This window comes from Tenacibaculum sp. SZ-18 (assembly GCF_002813915.1).
Taxonomy (GTDB): Bacteria; Bacteroidota; Bacteroidia; order Flavobacteriales; family Flavobacteriaceae; genus Polaribacter.
In genome coordinates this window covers 3,949,663-3,969,893 of sequence record NZ_CP019335.1, presented here as the reverse complement: position 1 = coordinate 3,969,893, position 20,231 = coordinate 3,949,663, and the positions used below count along the sequence as shown (strand labels likewise).

The 20,231-nt window shown below is 31.5% G+C and carries 20 protein-coding genes; all 20 read right to left on the bottom strand.

The window, feature by feature from the left end:
• Nucleotides 1-17: 17 nt before the first annotated feature.
• The 20 genes from BTO06_RS18080 to BTO06_RS17990 all read right to left on the bottom strand — a co-directional run bounded on the left by BTO06_RS18080 (nt 18) and on the right by BTO06_RS17990 (nt 20,230).
• Complete coding sequence (locus BTO06_RS18080; protein WP_100926640.1) at nt 18-2,741, bottom strand: hypothetical protein; 2,724 nt, start codon at nt 2,739-2,741, stop codon at nt 18-20.
• A complete protein-coding gene (locus tag BTO06_RS18075) occupies nt 2,729-5,920 on the bottom strand; it encodes a baseplate J/gp47 family protein (protein WP_100926639.1) in 3,192 nt (1,063 codons plus the stop codon). Before BTO06_RS18075 ends, BTO06_RS18080 begins: the two co-directional genes overlap by 13 nt.
• Before the next feature lie 8 nt (nt 5,921-5,928).
• Entirely contained in the window at nt 5,929-6,342 is a 414-nt protein-coding gene (locus BTO06_RS18070) for a GPW/gp25 family protein (protein ID WP_100926638.1), read from the bottom strand.
• Nucleotides 6,343-6,344: 2 nt separating this feature from the next.
• Nucleotides 6,345-6,635: a PAAR domain-containing protein gene (locus BTO06_RS18065; RefSeq protein ID WP_100926637.1), complete on the bottom strand. Its 291-nt coding sequence runs from the start codon at nt 6,633-6,635 to the stop codon at nt 6,345-6,347.
• Between the two features lie 21 nt (nt 6,636-6,656).
• Nucleotides 6,657-8,402, bottom strand: a complete 1,746-nt coding sequence (vgrG, locus tag BTO06_RS18060; RefSeq protein WP_100926636.1) for a type VI secretion system tip protein VgrG — start codon at nt 8,400-8,402, stop codon at nt 6,657-6,659.
• Nucleotides 8,403-9,089, bottom strand: a complete 687-nt coding sequence (locus BTO06_RS18055; RefSeq protein ID WP_100926635.1) for a CIS tube protein — start codon at nt 9,087-9,089, stop codon at nt 8,403-8,405.
• The gene (locus tag BTO06_RS18745; RefSeq protein WP_198517111.1) at nt 9,089-9,250 is read right to left on the bottom strand and encodes a DUF5908 family protein; all 162 of its coding nucleotides are present in this window, start codon (nt 9,248-9,250) and stop codon (nt 9,089-9,091) included. Before BTO06_RS18745 ends, BTO06_RS18055 begins: the two co-directional genes overlap by 1 nt.
• 1 nt (nt 9,251) lies before the next feature.
• Nucleotides 9,252-9,692: a phage tail protein gene (locus tag BTO06_RS18050; protein WP_100926634.1), complete on the bottom strand. Its 441-nt coding sequence runs from the start codon at nt 9,690-9,692 to the stop codon at nt 9,252-9,254.
• A complete protein-coding gene (locus BTO06_RS18045) occupies nt 9,692-10,138 on the bottom strand; it encodes a phage tail protein (protein WP_100926633.1) in 447 nt (148 codons plus the stop codon). The genes BTO06_RS18050 and BTO06_RS18045 overlap by 1 nt, the downstream gene beginning before the upstream one ends.
• 44 nt (nt 10,139-10,182) lie before the next feature.
• Nucleotides 10,183-12,138 (bottom strand): phage tail sheath family protein, encoded by a 1,956-nt coding sequence (locus tag BTO06_RS18040; RefSeq protein ID WP_232731493.1) that lies wholly within the window; start codon nt 12,136-12,138, stop codon nt 10,183-10,185.
• Between the two features lie 21 nt (nt 12,139-12,159).
• A complete protein-coding gene (locus tag BTO06_RS18035; protein WP_100926631.1) occupies nt 12,160-13,221 on the bottom strand; it encodes a hypothetical protein in 1,062 nt (353 codons plus the stop codon).
• Nucleotides 13,222-13,224: 3 nt separating this feature from the next.
• Nucleotides 13,225-13,800: a DUF4255 domain-containing protein gene (locus BTO06_RS18030; protein WP_100926630.1), complete on the bottom strand. Its 576-nt coding sequence runs from the start codon at nt 13,798-13,800 to the stop codon at nt 13,225-13,227.
• Nucleotides 13,801-14,058: 258 nt separating this feature from the next.
• Nucleotides 14,059-15,261, bottom strand: coding sequence for a cupin domain-containing protein (locus BTO06_RS18025; protein WP_100926629.1), 1,203 nt, complete (start codon nt 15,259-15,261; stop codon nt 14,059-14,061).
• Nucleotides 15,262-15,554: 293 nt separating this feature from the next.
• A complete protein-coding gene (locus tag BTO06_RS18020; protein ID WP_157811918.1) occupies nt 15,555-15,749 on the bottom strand; it encodes a hypothetical protein in 195 nt (64 codons plus the stop codon).
• A gap of 16 nt (nt 15,750-15,765) precedes the next feature.
• A complete protein-coding gene (locus BTO06_RS18015) occupies nt 15,766-16,149 on the bottom strand; it encodes a TOMM propeptide domain-containing protein (RefSeq protein WP_100926627.1) in 384 nt (127 codons plus the stop codon).
• A 26-nt stretch (nt 16,150-16,175) separates the two neighbouring features.
• Entirely contained in the window at nt 16,176-16,559 is a 384-nt protein-coding gene (locus tag BTO06_RS18010) for a class IIb bacteriocin, lactobin A/cerein 7B family (protein WP_100926626.1), read from the bottom strand.
• 11 nt (nt 16,560-16,570) lie between these two features.
• Nucleotides 16,571-16,936 (bottom strand): hypothetical protein, encoded by a 366-nt coding sequence (locus tag BTO06_RS18005; RefSeq protein ID WP_198517110.1) that lies wholly within the window; start codon nt 16,934-16,936, stop codon nt 16,571-16,573.
• 468 nt (nt 16,937-17,404) lie between these two features.
• Nucleotides 17,405-17,743 carry an NHLP leader peptide family RiPP precursor gene (locus BTO06_RS18000; RefSeq protein WP_100926625.1) on the bottom strand — a complete coding sequence of 113 codons (339 nt, stop codon included), beginning with the start codon at nt 17,741-17,743 and terminating at the stop codon, nt 17,405-17,407.
• A gap of 65 nt (nt 17,744-17,808) precedes the next feature.
• Nucleotides 17,809-18,150: an NHLP leader peptide family RiPP precursor gene (locus tag BTO06_RS17995; RefSeq protein ID WP_100926624.1), complete on the bottom strand. Its 342-nt coding sequence runs from the start codon at nt 18,148-18,150 to the stop codon at nt 17,809-17,811.
• Nucleotides 18,151-18,250: 100 nt separating this feature from the next.
• Nucleotides 18,251-20,230, bottom strand: coding sequence for an adenylate/guanylate cyclase domain-containing protein (locus BTO06_RS17990; protein WP_157811917.1), 1,980 nt, complete (start codon nt 20,228-20,230; stop codon nt 18,251-18,253).
• Nucleotide 20,231: the final 1 nt, after the last annotated feature.

Genomic DNA, 20,231 nt, shown 5'->3' with positions numbered 1-20,231 from the left:
TGTCTTTTTGATTCTATTTAGTTGTTATTCGTGCTTTTTTCTGTGTCTTGTTCAATCATACCAATACTTGATTGACCTAGTATGACCCTTCCGTCAAGTGCTTCATTTTCAGCATTACAATCCGTTAATCTTCCTGCTGGATATACTGTATTTAATTCTTGCATTGCCATTATTACGTTTTTTAATTCCAGAGTAGGCTGTTCTTGTTCAAGTTTGGTTTTTTCGAACAAGTATTCTTTAAATGCTTTTTCGAATCGGAACAAGTCATTATCCTCAGATATTCCTTTTCTCGCTCCAACCCAACAAATTCTAGGAAGTATGTGAGCTGGTAGTTCTTCTCGGATTATATTTTCCATGTATATTCTGAAATCAGGATTTGAGAAACGATATGTAAATCCGGGAAGTACAATACTTACGCGATATGAATACGGATCTATCGTTCCATAATCATCGCAATTATCGGTACAAATTGGAAGAAATTCTTTGGTTGTATTGGTTGTAACATCTGGACGTAACAACATGTGTTCCACTAGAAAAATTCCTTCTTCAGTAAACTCCACTTTCATGAACTTAATGATATTCAATATACCCTCTTTCAATTCATCTAAATTGTCATAATATTTGAACTGTCTAGCGATGATAAAATCTGTACTATCTTCTGATTTTTTAGGATTTATAATGTTAAATGAGTAACGAATTGGGGTTTTAGAATCTTCAGGTTCTGTTTCATTAATTATAAAGAAACCTACTTGAGACCCATCAATAAATGATTCTTCAAAAGCATTTTCAACTTCCTTTTCTGAAGTCTGAACAATTTGTAATGCGGTAAAGTATAATTCTTCGATTGCAAGTGCTGTAGTTGCATAGTCCTCAGTAGCAGATAGTACAATATTTCCTTGATTATCTTTTATTCGCCAGCGATATACAAGTTCATTATCACTGTTAATTAAGTCATATACCTCAACATTAGAATCTGTTAAATGTCTTCTTTTTTCATTAGTTACTCCCATCAATCGCGCAATTCTTTTTTGAAATCCAGAAATATTCGAGGTATTCCAAAGGTTTGCTTTTGATTGATCATAGTAATTGAAAGCTAGACCTCTATTGGCACTTATAACTTTATAATCCTTTAAGAAAGCTTCTTTATTTGCTAATACAATTTCATCAGTAGCTGTTCCGTATAAAGCTTTCATTAAAAATGTATACTCCCCAAATCTTTCAGCAAACCGAGCAATTAAATGATCTAAAACAGTATTTCTTCTTTGAATATTATTATCGAATTGATTTAGTAAAAGATGCGTTAACTCGAAATCATTTGATTGTGGGTATTCATTTACTAAATCATCGAAATCTTTAATATCTTTTATCGCCTGTGTAAAATAAGAGCGAGTTTCAACACCTGATACAGAAAGCATTGTGCTTACCTCAGATAAATGTTTGAAATATGTCGCTAATATTTGATCAAAAAATGTTAAGTAACCTTTTAATTGTTTCGCCTTTGCTCTTCTTTCCTCTGTAACATGTATTGATAAACCTTCTTGCCCTATTCCGTACGTATCAGGAAAATCGTTTTGAATTGTCGTATATTCCTCTGAATTCAAAGGAACTCCATTGGGAATTTCTAGTTCTAAATCATCTGGAGTGATTTCTTGCGCTACAAAAGCGTCCTTTTCTATTTGAGTTTTATATTCATAAACTCGATCGTAATTTAAGTTCAGTGGTAAAAATCCTTTTGTAAAGTTAAACGAACTTTTACTACACAAAACAGGTTTCTTATCAGGATCGATACAAACAACCCACTTATTTTCCTGTACAATAGTTTCGTCACAAAAACCTACTGAAATGTCTTTAATTAATTTGACTCCTTCAACATTCATAATAATTTTCATGATGTCTGAAAGTCTCACCTCTCCTCTCAATTCTGCTTCTTTAAGTTCTTCTGAATCAATAAATCCATGTTCTAAAACTGGACCTTCAAAAATTTCGTCTGTAGTATATTCTTTTTCTTGCATTTCTTTCAACGAGTAGAATTGCAATGAAGGAGATAAATAATTTTCTATTTGATATAAAATATTTGCATATACCCATTCTTCATCAACTTCAGTAAAGACATCGATATTTGCACAAACTGCAATAGGCTGAGTTTTTACCTGTTTAATTTCTACTAAATCTTCACATAAGTTTCGATGATTATGATAAATCGTTTTTATGGTATTAGTAACTTCAGTATTGTCTGTATTATCTTCAAAATCTACCAATAAAGAATACAAACCTTTTAACTTAAAATCCTTTTGAAACTCTTCTGGAATTTCATGGAACTTTTCATAAGACAACAAACTATTTTTGCAATCGACATGTACCGTTTTTTCAAACTTTCTTAACCAACAATTTTTAACTCCAGGAATATCAATGAATAATTTACGATAGTCTAATTCATTTACTGGTTTTGATGGAAAAATCTCTGAAGCTTTATAAAACTGTTGTTGAATTGCCTTTTTAGGATCTTTTGATGCTAATAAATTCTCTAAAGGAGAATCTATTCTCATTCCTAAATCGGTAATTGCATAGCACAGCATTTCTAAAATGGTAATTCCGGGATCATGCGAATTAAAATCGGTCCAAAGTTTACCTCCTAACTTTTCCAAATAACTGATTCCTTCTTGACGTAAAAAATGAAAATCTAGATCGTTATTCGATGTACTATTTTTAGGAATTGTGATATGTTGATTTATAGTTGACATACAGGTTCTATCTTAGTTTTTTTTCCTTTACATGTTGTTAATACGGTACTTATTGAATGTTCTTTCGCTGAAACTAAAATGGACTTGGGATCTGTTGGTACAATTTTGTAAATATCTGCATCCTCATTCATAGTAACATTCTGTAAATAATCGACATACGAAAGTTTTTCTATATAATCGATTAATACACTTTTATGAAGCATTACTCCAAATGTTACTTCTTTTGCATCATCAAAAGCCCAAGGAGATAAGAATTTGGTTATATCTGTTTTGAGTTGTTCTTTGTAAAAGTTCTCGTCATAACCATCGTAGAATTTAGCTTCTAAACCAATGGTTACTTCTTCATAATTTGGATTGATAACTTTTGCTTTTACATGAAGCGTATTTAGTTCATTTACATGATTGCTAATTTTATTCAATAAAGCCATGCTTACTCGTGGTTGATAAATATCAAAAACATTTTTGTTTACCGTATCTGGTACAACAACAATTGTTACATTTCCTGCTGATGTAAAACTTTTATCAGAAGTATGATTTAAACATTTTACTTTATAAATTTCTGGGAACTCTTGTAATATGATATGTTCATAATCCCAAAGAGTTATTGCTCTATTTTTGTGCCGTAAACGTTCACTTATTCTGCGATAAAAATTCTCATCTGTCTCTTCAGAACTTCCTCCGAACGCATTGTAAGGTTGAGTTATTGACTTTACTTGCGGAATTCTTGTCACCATTTTTTTAATAGTCCCTGATGGTAATCCATCTTTTAAGTGACTCACCTCATTGGAATTATTTTCAAAAGTTGCTACGACCGCCTGAGCATGGATATCTATTGCTTGACAAACAGCATCGAATTCTCTATTCATTTGAGCTTTGATCCAAACAAAGCCCTCTGGAAGTAATGTGTTATTGGAAGTTGCTTCTCTCGGAATTGAAATGTTAATAATTCCAGACTTTAAAAAATTATCGGTATCATTTGAGATGATATTACTCTCCAGACTTTTCCATTTATTATCACATAAGACTGACCAGTGTACTTTTTCGGAATCGCTAAAACTAGGAACTAAAGGATTTTCACTCCCTTCTAAAACCTGAATTAACAATGCTACATTTTGTTGATTTACAACATTTTCTAACCCAATAAATAAATGACCTCCTTTACAATATCTTGGAACTAAAAAAGTTTGAATTGTATCTTTATCGAAGACATCTATAATATTTTTCTCTTCTTGTAAAACTTTCTTTTTTGAATAATTCTCTTCGCTTTGTCCGAATGCGTGTTCATGGAACAATTGAATTCTATTTGTCTTACTTGAAGCTTCTGAAAGTACTAAAGATTCCTCAGCTACATAGTCCACAGAAATGCTTTCTATTAAAGGTGTATAAGGTTCATTTGGTAAGTCAATATCCAAATTTTGAGAACTTACAGCAAGCGCGTATAATCTTGGATACAATTCATGTAAGAAAGACTGTTCCAGTGACAATTGCAATGGTCCAGCTTTATCAATCGCGTAAGAATTAGCAACATTTTGAGTCGTAATTTTTGATGAATAGATAACTTCTTTATTGTCTCCATCTTCAATTTCATCTCTTGAAAAAAGATTCATTATTTCACCTGCTGTTTCTTTTGAGACTCCTCCTGTATGTAATAATCTTTTCTCTATTTTAAAATAATCGGAACCTGATACAATTAAGTTTCGACTTTCAATTCCGATGGTATTTTTAATTGCATTTCCATACTCAGTAATAGATGAGAAACTAGAGGAATTGACATAAGCTGCATACCAATTTTGTAAATCATCTGGTACATTTTTCCAATTTAAATTAACTGTGAAGTTCGTCCATTTTTTTGAAAAAGCTTCTTGGTAATTCACTGAAAAATTACTTCCAGAAATTGGTCGAGTTGTAAATGGATTAAAAGGTTTATTTGGTTTTAAACGTCCATTATCATTTTCAATAGTAACTGACTTTACACCTGCTACATCAACATTGATAATGATTTCATTCAAAGTATTTTCCGCTAATATTTTATAAAAATTATAACTTGATGAATTAGACATGTCAAACTCGAAACGAACTAAAGGATGTTTTGTATCATACTTTGTAAGAAATAACTCTTGGTTATAATTAACCAATGGCTCAGTATCATAATCTAACTGAAGCGTGAAGCTAATTTCTTTTATATCAGTATCTAATTCACCAGCACTCGCACCATTTATTAAGGTTAGTTCTGGTTGAATCCACTTTTCACTACCACTTCCAAAAATGGTTATCGTTTCTAGGATTTCATCAATATTTAATTTCTCTTTAGTGAAATTATCATTGAATTTAAAAGTTAGTATTATAGTACGTAAACCCTCTTCTAGAAACAACATTGGAGAAGCAATTGAAAAACCTAAGTTGGCATCTGGTAATTCGTTTACATTCTTGGCTATTGATGGATAACCAAATGGATACCAATATGGTTTATCTTCTTGTAGAGGTTCTTCTAAAACATCTTTTGTTTTTGCATTTGAGCTTACTTTTATTTTTTGTAACTCTTCTTTGTTACTATTGTAAACCGTTTTAATTTGGCTGACCACAGTTTTATTCGCAATTAACTCTTCGTTTGTTTTATAAATTCTTACATTACCAAGAGCATCTTTTTTTGCATCTAAAGAAGTTCCCTCTTGTATTTGTTGCTCTGTGATTTTCTTAGCTAACTCAAAAACAACATGTGCTTGATCAGCAATTGGTTCTCTTTTGTCAACTTGTAGTATTTCTTTGTAATAAAAATCTAAATGACGTTTTGTAAGTTGATTGAATCTCTTTTTAGATAACTCTAATAAATTAAGAAAACATACAAAAAGTGTAAGATGAGGCGTCAATTTAGATTCTTTTGATAATTCCTTTAAATTATCACTTATCGTTTCTTTTAGTTTATCATATTCTCTGGTCCCTCTGAATGGAATAGCATCAGTAGTTAACCTCTTATAAAAGTTTTGCCAATCTCCTGAAGCAACCTCATAGTTATTTGTAGAAAAGTAATTTATGTTTTTAGAAAAATTATAAGCGAATAGTATCCAATCTTCTATAGTAAAATCATGTAATTCGAAATTTTCAGGATGCAAAGCACTTATAAATCGTTGCTCCTGTCCAGCTCCATTACGGGTTAATATATTAGGTAGGATTTTACTCATGATTCTTTTTAGTTTATATCTGTTCCTTCTCCTTTATAAAAAGGAAAAACAACATTTGTTCTACTATTTGTAGCTCTTATTCTGTAATCAATTTTTATCACTAGTTGACCTTCTAAAGGATCTGTTTCTGAGATATCAATTTTAATTACATCAATTCTTGGTTCATGATAAAGAATTGCTGTTTCAATAAGTTCCTTCGTGTAAGTAATTAGGGTTCTGTCTAACTTTTCAAAAAGTAAGTCTTGAAGATTACATCCGTAATTTGGTAACATTACACGCTCTCCCAATCGTGTATTCAATAAAATTTCCAAACTACTTTTTATATCCTCTTCTTCAGAAATCATTACAACCTCATTTAAATCTTCTGAAAACTCAGGAGGGAAACCCCACCCTATTCCTAAAAAAGCTTTTTTGCTTTCCATTTTTAACCTATTAAAACTGTGAATTCTCCTGTTACAATTGTACCTCCATGGGCGGTACTATCTCCTAATCTTGCAGCGGGCATTCCGCCAATTAAAACTGTTCCCGAACCTCCTACAATACTATCTGGTGGACCAGTACATGTTGCCATATCTCCAACCCTGGCTGCCGGCATTCCACCTATTAAAACTGTAGGTTCCCCAGCTGGTAAAATTGGTCCGCCAACATGCGGTACAGTTCCTGATACCATCGGACAAACATGCATATCTGTAACTCTAGCTGCTGGATTTCCCATTTTTTATTTTAATTTTTGACCTTAATTAATTTGAACTAATGAACCTTTTAATACAGCAATTGCACTTGTTGAAACCTCCGCTCCAGCACTTCCTTCCGCTTTAAATTCAGCATTCGCTGCAATGCTTACATTAGTTCCTTCAATATTTACATCCCCTGATGCTTTTATGGCAATATCTCCGGCACTTTCCATTGATATACCATCACTGTTTATAATTATAACATTAGAATTATCATCTTCAATTGTAATTGCTCCTTTATCTTCATCAAGAGAGATAACTTTACCTGCTGGCGTTTCAATTGTGATAACCTTTTTATCATCATCAAATAAAACTTTCATCTCACTTCGTGTAATGATTCCTTTTTCATGATTATCATCTGTGGCAGTTATCGGTGATGGTTTTGCACTGCTGTGGAGCATTCCTAATACAATTGCATCATTTGGATCTTGATTGATAAAACCAACAATGACTTCATCACCAATTTCTGGTCGGAAATAAATACCTCTATTTTCTCCTGCATCCGGGGATGAAACTCTACACCAAATTCCTTCTTCTTCATTATTGATGATTGGAATTTGAACTAGAATTCTATCTTCTCCATCAGGGTCTTCTTCTAATTGTGAAACAATTCCAACTTGTAATCCTTGAATAGCTGGTAATAATCCTGAAGCTGGTTTAGATGAGATATCGAATGTTTCTGAAAACCATTCGGTTGACAAACCAAATTGTGCATTCGCCACCCAGTTTCCATTTGTAATAACGTGCTGTACACCTGTTACATAAATGTTTCCATTAAAACGATCTCCAACACCTTCTAGTTTTAATACAGTATTAGGTTTTACCGATGGAATACCTTGAAATTTAATTCTTCCTCGAACTTTTGCTAATTGTTGAAATAACCATTTTGCATCTGCCCAATCTTGAAGTTCTGTATCCGTAACAACCCCTCCATGTCGAAGTTCTAAATTTTCTAATCCAATAACATCACTTAAATCTCCAGAACTTAAATTTCCATTTAAACTAACACTCGGATCTTTCCCTTCAACTTCGACTAATTCTTGATCGGCATGATTCCATCCATACGCAGCAACTTTAGATACTTGATGACGAGCATCAATTTCAGCATCGAAATCTAATAGTGAACCTCCAAAGGTTACCGTTTCAACTTCTGATTGACCTATATCTGGTTTAGCAATAGTTATGGTTCCATCATCGATAAAACAAAGCTTCCCATTTGCTTGCGCTCTTGACACTAAAAAATCCCAATCAGAAGCATTGTACTGAACAAGTTCTTGATGCGTATGATTTGTATTTTCAATATTGTTCGTTAATCCATAATCCCCAATGATTTCCTCAAAAATGTCACTATCAGAACTCTCATAGAAGTACTTACTTTTTCTTCCTATGGTCATCTTTACAGCTTCATCTTTACACTCAATTATTAATTGAGCTGATTTTGCTCTAATTCTGAGATTATGTTTAATTACAATTCCTTTGAAAATAGTTTCTTCATCAGAGTGATAACCTGCTGTAATTTCAATTTTCTTACCAGGAATTAATAAATCCTCATTACTTAATTTAAAATCTCTTTCTGCAGGATCGCCATCAATCAAAATTATTTGTGCGGTAGGTATTTTATTAACTTCTTTTGAAACCGTAATATTTTTTACTTGATACACTTTCGAAAGTTCCTCCCCTTCAATTAAGATTTTAAAAGTGATTAAATCTGCACTTTTAGAAGTTTTTATGACTCCGGTATTATTCATTTAGGCAAACTTTTGTAATGGTGGAAAAAACAATTCTTGACCTGTTTTTAATTTTCTAAACTGTGTGATATTATTTACTCGAGCTACTTCCAAATAATACTTTGGATCTCCATAAATGCGATGACACATTAAGGGTAATGTTTCTCCTGCTTTTACCTTTCTGTAATGCGTTAAATCTGGTGACTGATTATTCTCTCTTGCAACTCTCAAATCGTCATCAATAGTTCCTTTAAGCTTAAGCTTAGCATTTGCTCTTATGGGAGTTCCATCTGGAGCAAACAATCGGTATTCAATAGACAAGTCGACTAAAGAACCTTTGAAAAGTAATGCGCCCCATTTTACCATTAGATAGTTTGGTTTGTGCTTATCTCCGTCGTACTCAAAAACAATACGTTTAAAATCTTCTATCTTACCAATAATTCCGTCTACATAATCGGCTTCACCATCAATGACTCCTGAGCTATCAAATAGTAAATCTAGATCAATCTCTTGTGGAGCAATTTTAGCAAACTTAGGATGCCAACCACTTGTTCCTTGCCCTTGTTCTTCCGTGTATTCTGGTTTGTAAGCAACCATATACTTTTCAGGATTCACAAGTGTTGTAAACTCACCATCAGCGACTTCGTCATTAAACTTTTCGTCTTTGTAAGCTTTAATTACAAGTTTTTTTAATTCTCCTTGACTCATTATCGATCGTTTTGTCTTTTAAGAATATCCATTACCTCTTCAACACAAGCAGTAATTATTTCATCTTGATTACCTCCTTTTGATCCTCGATTATTTGGTTTATCATTAGATTTTTCATCAACATTAATTTTGATATGTAACTCTTTGATTGTTATTGGCATCTTATACGATTTTAAAGTACTGATAGGTTAATTCGATAGTTTCTATAACAAGTTTGTTCTCTTCGGCATTAAAGTCTCCTACACTCCATTTTATTGGATACGCTTTAACAATGTTCCAAGTTTGCAATGCTTCATGTTTCTCATCAAGTAACATTACATTGATATCAATCGGCTTAATTTCAAAATTTTCTAAAGCTTTTTTACACCATTTTATTACTTCGGAACCCACTAACATTCCTCGTTTTAAAACTAGGTTTGGAAACTTTGAACGTACAGGAATTTTATGCTTGAATCTATTTTCTCCACCTTCAGCAATTTCTTCAGTTTCAAGGTCTACAGTGAGACCTGAAACCGATTGAAAAGAAATATCTTTATCATTAGTAGAAATGCTTTTAAAATCTACCTTAAAATGAAAACCTACAGGTGGATAATAATTTCCCATTAGCTTATCATTGTTAATTTTTCATGAACGAACTCAGCAGTTTCAATTGCAATTTCGTTTCCATCTGCCTTTAAATCTGTTGGAGTAACCTTAGTGATATATGCATTCTGACATTTCCATGTTACTGCTGCATCACCATTTTCATCTAGCATACTAATTGTTAAGTCTCCTCTAAACTGCTCACCTCCTTCCTGGAAGTACACTGTTTTAGCCCACTGATCATAAAACTGCTTACTTTTATCTATAAAAGTTCCTCTTTTAATAGTTACATTAGGATATTCAAACATCCCAGGTTGTTTTGATTTGTGGTATTCGCTGTCTGCTCCTCCACGATACTCAATCATCTTATTTTCAAAAGTTAACCCAGAAACTTCTGTACAGTTAAACTTCGTGTCTCCAAAAGTTACCTCAAACGAAAACTTTGGAAGTGGATATAATTGTGCCATGATTTCTTTATTTTATGTTTTTAAATTTTACTTAACTTATTTAATTATGCTTCTTGCATTTTATGTGAGAACTTAAGAATGATAAATTCTGCTGGACGTACCACAGCCATTCCTATTTCAATAATCATATTACCTTCAAGGATATCTTGTGCTGTCATTGTTTCACCTAAACCTACACTTACATAAAATGCTTTATCTGGTGTTGGCCCTGCTAATGCTCCAGCTCTCCATTGAGTAGTTAAGAAGTTGTCAATCATGGCTTTTACACGAATCCACGTATTTTTGTCATTTGGCTCAAAAACAAACTGTTCAGTTGCTTTTTTAATTGACTCTTCAGCCATATTAAAGAAACGTCTTACAGAAATATATCTCCACTCGTTATCATTTCCAGCTAATGTTCTTGCTCCCCAAACTAAATTTCCTTTTCCAACAAATGTTCTGATTGCATTTACTGATTTTCCGCCATTTTCATCAACATTAAGTTGTCGTTGATCTTCATGAGAAATGTTTAAACTTGGTTCAATAACGTAATTTAGGCTTACGTTCGCAGGAGCTTTCCATACTCCACGATCTTCATCAACGCGTGCATAAATTCCAGCCATAGCACTACTTGGTGGTAATTCTAATGGTAAGTTTGCAATCTCTGCTTTTACTAAATTATATTGAGCATCATTACTTGACTTTAAATCTGCAAGAGTAACTACCGAAGCACTGCTACTTGCTGTTGGAAGATTATCGATTAAATCTTTTAATTCACCAGAAGCTATTAAAGTTGCAATTTTATCAACTATAGAATCTGTTGATGAAGTATGAGTTCCTAGAGATCGTTGTAATGAAGGATCACTCGCTGTTGAATCAGAAATTTCATTTAAAACTTTTGTTTTAGTATCATCATCATTTAAACGATCAATAGCTTTGTTTAAATCTAACTGTAAAGATTCAATTTCATTTGTAACCCAAGTATCAAGAGCATTTGCCTCAGAAACTGCAGTTCCATCAGTTCGTGCTAAATCAATTACTCCTTCTAAATCAGATTTTAAATTCGTTAGGAATGTTTTAATGCTATTAATTTTAGTCACTATATTCGGAATTTCAGCAACTGAATCTGGGTCTTCGTCTGGTCCCGTAATTCCCGCAACTGTAGCCGCTAAGCCTTGAATATCTGTTAAAAAAGTTGCTAAATCAGTGGTGTCGATATTATCAGAAGCCGATTGGGCCTCATTTTGTAAATTTCTTGGAGAAGAGGTACTAATTGTAACGTTCGTAGTACTTTCATCATATTTATAATCAAGTATTGTTTTCAAGAATGGAAAATAAGCTGCTCCATATTTCAATGTATCCTTCTCTGATCCTATTTTACCTCTTAACATATCTACATTAGGAAATGTTCCTCCAGACGCTGCAGGATCATAAGTTCTTGTATCGATAATCGCAAAACGATCTTGTAATTCTCTGCACTGATCTAAGGCTGATTTATATAATTCATAAAAAGTAGTTTCATCTGTTAAGGCTGTTGCATCAGGAAAAACAAGTAACGTTACCTCATCAACTTTTCTAACCTCAGTCAAACCTGTTCTGAAATCAGCATCTGAAGTGATTGCTGTAATTGGTGAATCTAATGAATCTAATAAACTTGAATCTCCGTATCTTCCAACAGAAGTGATATAACAAGGTCCTCCTCCGTTTGCAAAATACAATTGTAAACTATAGTACATTAAGAACGGAGATCTACTAGAGGCATCTGGCACAACAGCAGAAACTAATCCATCTTCTATAGTTGCTTCAATTCCTGTTTCTGGTTTAGCATATCCGAAGAAAGTTTCAAACTCTAACATTGAAGTGATTCGAGTTGGAACACCTTTTAAGTCTCCTTTAATTTTCTTTGTTGCTTTTTCTGTATACCCAATAAATGCAGGTATTGCTGTTTCTACTTGTGCCACCGATGGTGGAAATTTTACGATTTCTTCAACGTAAACTCCTGGTGTTTTGTAAGCTGACATAATTATTAATTTTAGTTTTTATTAAATGAATATTTCCGAATAGTAATCTTGTTCTTCTTGAGTGATACTTTCAATAGTAGGATTTGGAAAAAACAGCGTTCCTTGGGGTTGAGGAGTAACATCAGATTTTTCTATTTCAACTTTCCCGTTTTTGGTAAGTGGATACTCTTGATTTGTTACCATTATTTGATTTTCAGACTGTTGTTTGTATCTCCAATATGTTTTCTTATTTTCAATATAGATTTGAAAATCTGGCGCAGATTTTAAGAGACATTGTTTTTGAACATCAAAGAGTCCGGTTTCTAGATTTTCGGTATCAACAATTTCTGTTAGATCTGAATTAGCTTCACCCGCAACTTTCACTTTTAAAACACCTATTACTCCTGTGTTTTTTAAATGTTGAACAGAATTGTTTAAGTAATTGTAGATATCACTCTCTGATTCAGTCAATGAAGTATCCGCTACTATTTTATCCTCAATACTTTCAATTAAAGATTCATCGATACTAGAAATCGTAACAAGTTTTGGAGAAACTGTATCGAACTCTTGTTCTTTTTCTAACTCATAAACTAGTTTTCTTGATTCTCTTTCCGTGATTAAAAATTCATCCCATTTTTCAATATTTCCATTTGATGTAAATAAGTTGGAAACAGATGAGCTAACATTAGTTAAGAGATAGAGTCTGTTATTTTTCTTATCTGTTATATCTGAATAATTCAGGAAGAATCTATCTTTAATTTTTATGAAGAATGTAAATGTTGTATCATCTGACAATTCGATAATTGGATTATACCTCTCTACAGTATTATTTCCTTCTTCGGAATTAACCTTTAACGAACTTGTTAAAACCCTCAATCCCTTTGAATGATTTCTAATTAAAATTCGATGGTTTTTTGCTAAAATTTTTGTCCTCTTATTTGGTACAACCTCAATGAAATCGAATAAGTTATAAGATCGAATAAGTTCATTTTTCTCCTTATCAGACAATTCATCACTGGCATTTGCAGCGTGGTATTTCTTTTCCCCTCTATCAAGAAAATAAGCATGTAACACATCAATATTAAAAAGTGTTTTATAGACCATTTGTTAATTGTTGATTAAAGAATTTCTTTGCATCTCTGAGATTACTGAACCTTCCTTAGCAATTACCTCTCTTTCGATTTCGAGCAGTGTAATTTTATATAATACAGATGGTTTTTGTTTTCCACCAAGTGTTCCCCAAATGAAGTTGAGTTCTTCAAAAGTTGGAGTGTAGAGTTCTGTAATGAACTTGAAACTTTTTATGTTTTCAATTCCATCAACATTTTGATAATTTGAATTTGCTTGTGTAAAAACTTTCTTTCCTTGGAAGAATGCAATAAGCTTTGTCAAACTTTTTAAAGACTCCGTGTAAGTAGACTTATTAACACTAAAAAGGATGAAAAGGTTTAAATAAACCTTAGGGTTTTTATATGTAACTGAACTATTATTTACGTAATCATTTCGTATGTTTTTAAGAGCAAACTCTTCTTGTAGATTTATCAGTGACAATGCTATGTCTGGAAAATTTCCTGAAGAACTCCCTTCTACGTCAGCATCAGCAATATTTGCCAGCGACACGGCATTTTCATCTAGATAATCATTTAACTCTTCTGAAATGATTTGTAATATCTCATAGATCATTACTAGTAGTTTATTTGGTTGGTGGTCAACCTCAAAACTACTATCGGATTTATTAATTTATCGCAATAAAAAAACGGTTTTAATTATGTTGTTTTCCTTGAATTAATTCAGGGGTTTTGAGAAAGAAAAAAGGGGGAATCCCCCTATTGAAATTGTGTTGAAAACTTTAATACTTAGCTATGAATACTTAGTGTATCTTAATAAAAAAAGCACTCAAAATTTACTCTGAGTGCTTTTTTAAATTTCTATCGAAGATTATTATACTGTTTTTAATAATCCTCCTCTTATAAGTCTTTTCGCTAATTTTAATTTGTTAGCATCATTTACTTTAGGAATATCTCGAACCTCAAAAGTATCCGACTCAGCAATGAATTGGAAAACAGATGAAATTTGTGCAGGTCCTTTAATAACATTTCCAGGAAACAAAATTCTGCTATATTGACCGTTATCAACTACCTTAGTAGGCATATTATCTCTTTTAATAAGTTTAGATTCTAATGTTAGAGAATCAATTTTATCTATTTGAGCAAAATGACCGTCTGACTTGGGTTGTACTTTATTTCTAAATTCATCACTTACAGTAAATAATGTATTCTCTAAATTACCCTCAACTAATATCTTTTCTAATGTATCACTAAATTTAGAAGATATCTCTTTTATAAATTTCCTTTTTTCAACTTCAGTAAAATTTAAAAAACCTACTGGTAGTGCTTTTCTTAAATCTATATCATTTTGCGCCAAAGATTGAACCGCTTTAGACAATAAATCTACATGTTGTGTTGGATAAATGCCTATTGTTAAATGTAGTGAAGATTCATCTGTAGTATAAGCCTCATGAGGTAAACCCCTTGGAATATACATTAAGTCTCCAGCTTCTATAGTAACTTCTTTTTTACCTGATAATTGACCTTCTTGAAATATAGGTTGAAAACTATTTAATAAAGGTGTTTTATAATTGGCATCATCATAAAAATTCCAATGCTTCTTACCAGAAATTTGTAATACAAAAACATCATGGGTATCATAATGAGGTGCCAATGCTTTTTGATTTACAGGTGTTAAGTAAGCATTCGCTGTAACATCATGGCTTAACTCTTGTCTCATATTATGAACCAAGTTATTAATAGGTTTACAATATTTATTAATTTCATTAACCACAATAGTATAGCCATCTGCATAACAAACATAAAGTTGGTTTAAATTCAAACTTCCATCGTTATTTTCATATTTGGAAGATATTAATGGCTCCTGGTTTTTAACCACTCTTAAGTTACTTCCTTTGGGTTGACCATACTCTAAAATCGAATCAAAATCTTGAATAGAGAATATATCTTTAAAATATTCTTTATTTTTCCTTTTATTATATAAAAATTTGTTTTCCCAAAAATCTGATATAAAATCCGCTGATTTTTTTGGTTCTATTAATTTATCAAAATTGAAGTTGTTGTTATCTGTTTTCATTATAATGTGTATATCTTGAGAAATAAAGATAATTTTTATAAGAATGACGATAATGCCAAAAAAAAATAAATATTCTACTTGAATGTTTTTAACTGTTTTACATATTACTTATTATAATTTGTAATTGAATTATAGGAGTTAACAAACTATTTACAAGTTCAGACTTTTCTATTTATTAAAAAATATCACAGAAATTAAAATTGTCAAAAAAACCAAAATAGATAATGGATCTATTTTGGCTTTTTGAGGTATCTGATGAATCTTAAAATATTTATATTGTATGAATTAATCTATTATTTTTTGAATAATTTAAGAATCCAAAAAACTGCATTTATAAAACATATTAAAAGACCGATTGACATTAGAGCATAACCCGTTTTTTTTGATCCCAATTCTTTTACATGAGAACCATAGTACATTAAAATTAATCCTACAATACAAACAATGCCTGCTTTCGTAATATTTATATCATCTTTATTTTTATTCATAAACGAATATATAAATTTATTTTTTATTTGCATAGTAACCTACTACAGCACCTGCACCAGCAGCCACTAGGGATGCTCCAGCTAATACACCTACAACAATAAGTGTGCCTACAACTACATCACCACCAGACACAGTGTCTAATTGCTCATCAGTTAATTCAAATTCATCTACATCTACTTTTCTGGGTATATTTAAATAAATTATATCACGATTAGTTTGATCTTCGACTATAATTTTTCCCTCATCTGCTAATACGTCTGAGTCTAAACCTGTAACTTTCTTAATAGTTTGTTTTGGATTAGTTATTAATTGATTCTTAAATTCTGGACTATCCCATGATTTCTGTATTAGGGTGTTTAAAAATTCTTGCCCTTGATTTATCTGTTCTTGTGTAATCATTTCTTCTGTTAATTTTTAATAATAAACTATTTTGTAGCTATATCTTTACCTACACCATATCCAAAAGAAAATGCAGCTCCGAGCAAAGTAGCTACTGCAACACCAGCTGCAATTGTAGCTCCAGTAATTAAATCGCCTCCACCCGATATAGTTTCTAATTGCTCGTCTGTCAATTCAATTTCATCAACATCAAACTTTCTTGGAATATTAATATAAAAAATATTAGAATCTGTTTGATCTTCCACGACTAACTTAACATCATTAGAAATATTTGCGCCTGTAATTTCAGAAATAGTTTTATAAGGGTTGTTAATTAACTTTTCTTTAAAGGTTGCACTCTCCCATGCTTTTTGCACTAACATTTGGTGTAATTCTTTTCCTTTTTCTTGTTGTTCTAATGTTCTTTTCATAATATTATATTTTAAATTTGAGTTTCTTGTGTTGGATCAAATACGTGTTCAGGTTTCAAAATATTGTAAAAAGGATTTACAACACAACTTCCCCCATTGGGTCCACCAATAACACCTCCCGCTACAACCTCTAACTGGTCTTCGTTTAATTCGACATCCTCTAATTCCTGTTTAGCAGGTATGTTAATATATACTGTACTCTCATCAGTTTGATCTCTCACTACAAAGGTTTTACCTTTTGGAATACTTAACTTTTCTCCTGTTAAATCCTCTATAGCCTCTAATGGATTTGCTATTAATTTTGATTTAAAATCAGCATTTTCCCAAGCTTCGCTTACTACTTGTTGCAGTAATTTTTGTTCTCTTGTAATCTCCATAATATTAAAGTTTAATTGTTATTATTTAATTAATTATTATTCTTATTATTCACATCAATCGTTTAACGAATCGGTTGGTAATGTAAATATTATCCTCCATGTTGGCTGTATAACACCATCGCATGCTATTTACCTATAATTGCTCTTCACTTAGTTCTAAATCTTCCATGTTGGATTATGGTGAGATATTTATATAAACCTTAGAATCATCCCTTTGATATTTTAATATTAAGGTTTTACCTTCATGTGAATTAATACGTTATCTAGTTACCTTTTCAATCGTATCAATAGGGTTTGCTATTAAATCTTGTTTAAAAGTCTCTTCTCCTCACGCTTTTCTTAATATAACTTGAAATTGCTCTTGTGATTTTTGCTGTTTTTCTTTAATTGTTATATGTTTTTATGTGTGAAATATAGCATAAATATGATGTGAAGCATTATGATAAAAATGTCATTAACACTGACTAATTATTTATGACCTCCACCATCTTCACCTGGTACCCAGTTTAAAAAATCAAGATTTATGATTGGAAAAATAATGCCTCCACCAGCAATTACCTCTAATTGTTCCTCATTCAATTCCAAATCATCGATATTAGGTTTAGCAGGAATATTTATATAGATCACAGATTGATCCGTTTGATCTCTTACAATTAAGGTCTTCCCTTCAGGCAAATTAATACGCACTCCAGTTAATTCTTCAATTGCCGCAACTGGATTTGCTACTAATTCCGTTTTAAAATTAGCATTTTCCCATGCTTCCGTTATAACTTGTTGAAATAGCTGACCTTCATTTCTCGATTCCATGATTTCTATTTTATTATTGTTGATATTTATTATAATTTCGTTTTGAGTGATATTGTAATTAAGTCTTACAATATTGTAGGAAATGTTGGTATAGTTGGAGTAAGAATATCTTTTATTACATCTATTAAATCTCCTAAATCAGCACCACCAGCAACTGCTTCTAACTGTTCTTCAGTTAATTGCAAATCTTCTATATTAGGCTTAGCAGGTATATTTATATATACGCTTGATTCATTTGTTTGATCTCTTACCACAATCTTTTTTCCTTCTGGTAAATCAAGCTTTTTACCTGTTAATTTTTCAATAGCATCTACCGGATTTGCGATTAACTCATTCTTGAAGTTTTCGTCTCCCCAAGCTTTTTCTACTAATTGATTAAATAATTGATTTTCTTTTGTAGACTTCATAATATATATTGTTTATTTTTTGATGTTGTAAAGATATTTTATGGAATTATCACAAAAATGTCAAAGAGCCTGAGAAAACTGCATTTGATTGTTTTTTTGCTCATTTTTTTGAAGAAATATTATTTTTTAACGAAACGAAATACATTTCTAAGGCTCCTTTCCCTTTAGCTTCAATTGCTCCTCGGTATTCAAAAACCAAATCTTTTTCATCTTTGACAAGGTTGTATGTAGCACTACTAATGTTCACTTTTTCAATAACTCCATTGCTTTCCATTCTACTAGCTGTATTTACCGTATCTCCCCAAATGTCATATTGGAACTTTTTTACTCCAACAATTCCTGCTACTATAGGTCCCACATGAATACCAACTCTCATGTCAAAAGCTGGTTTGTTTTTCGTTTCATTTTCTATCTTTCTTAATCTGATAAAATCTTGCATTTCAAGTGCAGCATAAATCATTTTCTTTACAGCATTTGCATCTGGTTTTGGCAAACCACCAGCTGCCATATAAGCATCTCCAATAGTTTTTATTTTTTCCAATGCATATTTTTCCATGATTTGGTCAAATGCTTTGAAACACTCATTAATCTCTTGCACCAATTCTTGCGGTGTTAACAATGAAGCAGTTTGAGTAAAAGATTTAAAATCGGTAAATAATATGGCTGCTTTTTCAAAATCTTGAGCTTTAACAAACCCATTTTCTTTGAGTTCATCTGCAACTTCTTCAGGTAAAATATTATGAAGTAAATGTTCTGATCGATCTTTTTCTACTTGTAACCTTGCTTTTGCTTTTTTAGTAAAATTAAGCCTACTCCACAGGGCAACTGCAATTAAAATAATAAATGCCCCCGATACCAATAACATGTTTCTTTGCTTTTCCTTTTTAGCAACCTCTTCTTTGTGCTGCATTTGGAGTTTTCTTTCTTTTTCAACATTGGCAATACTATCTAGTAACATTTCTTTTTCAAACTTCATTTTTAATATTTTATCTGAAGTTTGTTTCAAATTCAAACTATCTTTTAGCAAATGCATTTTTTCTAGATATTTTAATGCATATGAATTTTTGTTAGCTGATTTGTACGCATTATATAAACATTCACAAGCTTCTTCTTGAGTAGATATTACCTTCAATTTCGTTGCAAGCTGAAGTCCTTTTTTACATTTTTTTATCGCAGAAAATATTTCTCCTTTTTTTTGCTGTAAAACCCCAATTGCTATAGTAGCATTGCTTTCGTATAACGTATTATTTTGCTTTGTAGCTTTTATTAAAGATTCATTATAATATGATAATGCAGTACTATAATCTTTTTTTAAATAGTATAATTTCCCTAAGTTGAATAAAACTTCAACTTCTAGTCTCTGATCTTTAAACTTTTTAATTAAATCAAGTGCGCTTTCAAAATTTTCAAGAGCTTCATTAAATTTAGATTCTCTTAAACACATCTCTCCTAAACCATCTAATACTTGTATTAAAGGTTTTTCTTCATTTATTGATTGGTATATTTTTTTTGATAATAAGAAATGTGACTTTGCACTTTTAAAATCTTGTAGCTCTAAATAAATACCTCCAATATTTTTCGTAGTAGCTGCTATTTGAGATTTATTATCTAACTCTTCCTGAATGGTTAAAGCATTTCTATATTTATCTAGAGCTTTAGGATAGTTACCTAAATAATAGTAAATAGCTCCTTGATTATTGAAAGATGAAGACAATCCTTTTTTAAAATTAGATAGTCGATAATATTGAATGCTTTGATCAAAATTTAAAAAAGCTTCATTATATTTTCCTTGATAGTAATAGACTACTGCAATTTTACTATGACAATCTCCTGTACGAGTATTGTTATTTTCTCTATTATATATTTCTAAACTCTCAACATAATCTTTCAATGCTTCTTTAAAAACTCCTTTTCCTAATTTTTTATTTCCCTCTTCGTATAAACTATCTGCCTTGCTCTTATTTATAATAGTTTCATTCTGACCATAAATTGAATTTATCATCAAAACAAAAAAAGGAAGCACCATTCTAAGATACTTCCCCAAAGTAATGTTTCTATAAACTACTAATTGAGCATTCACT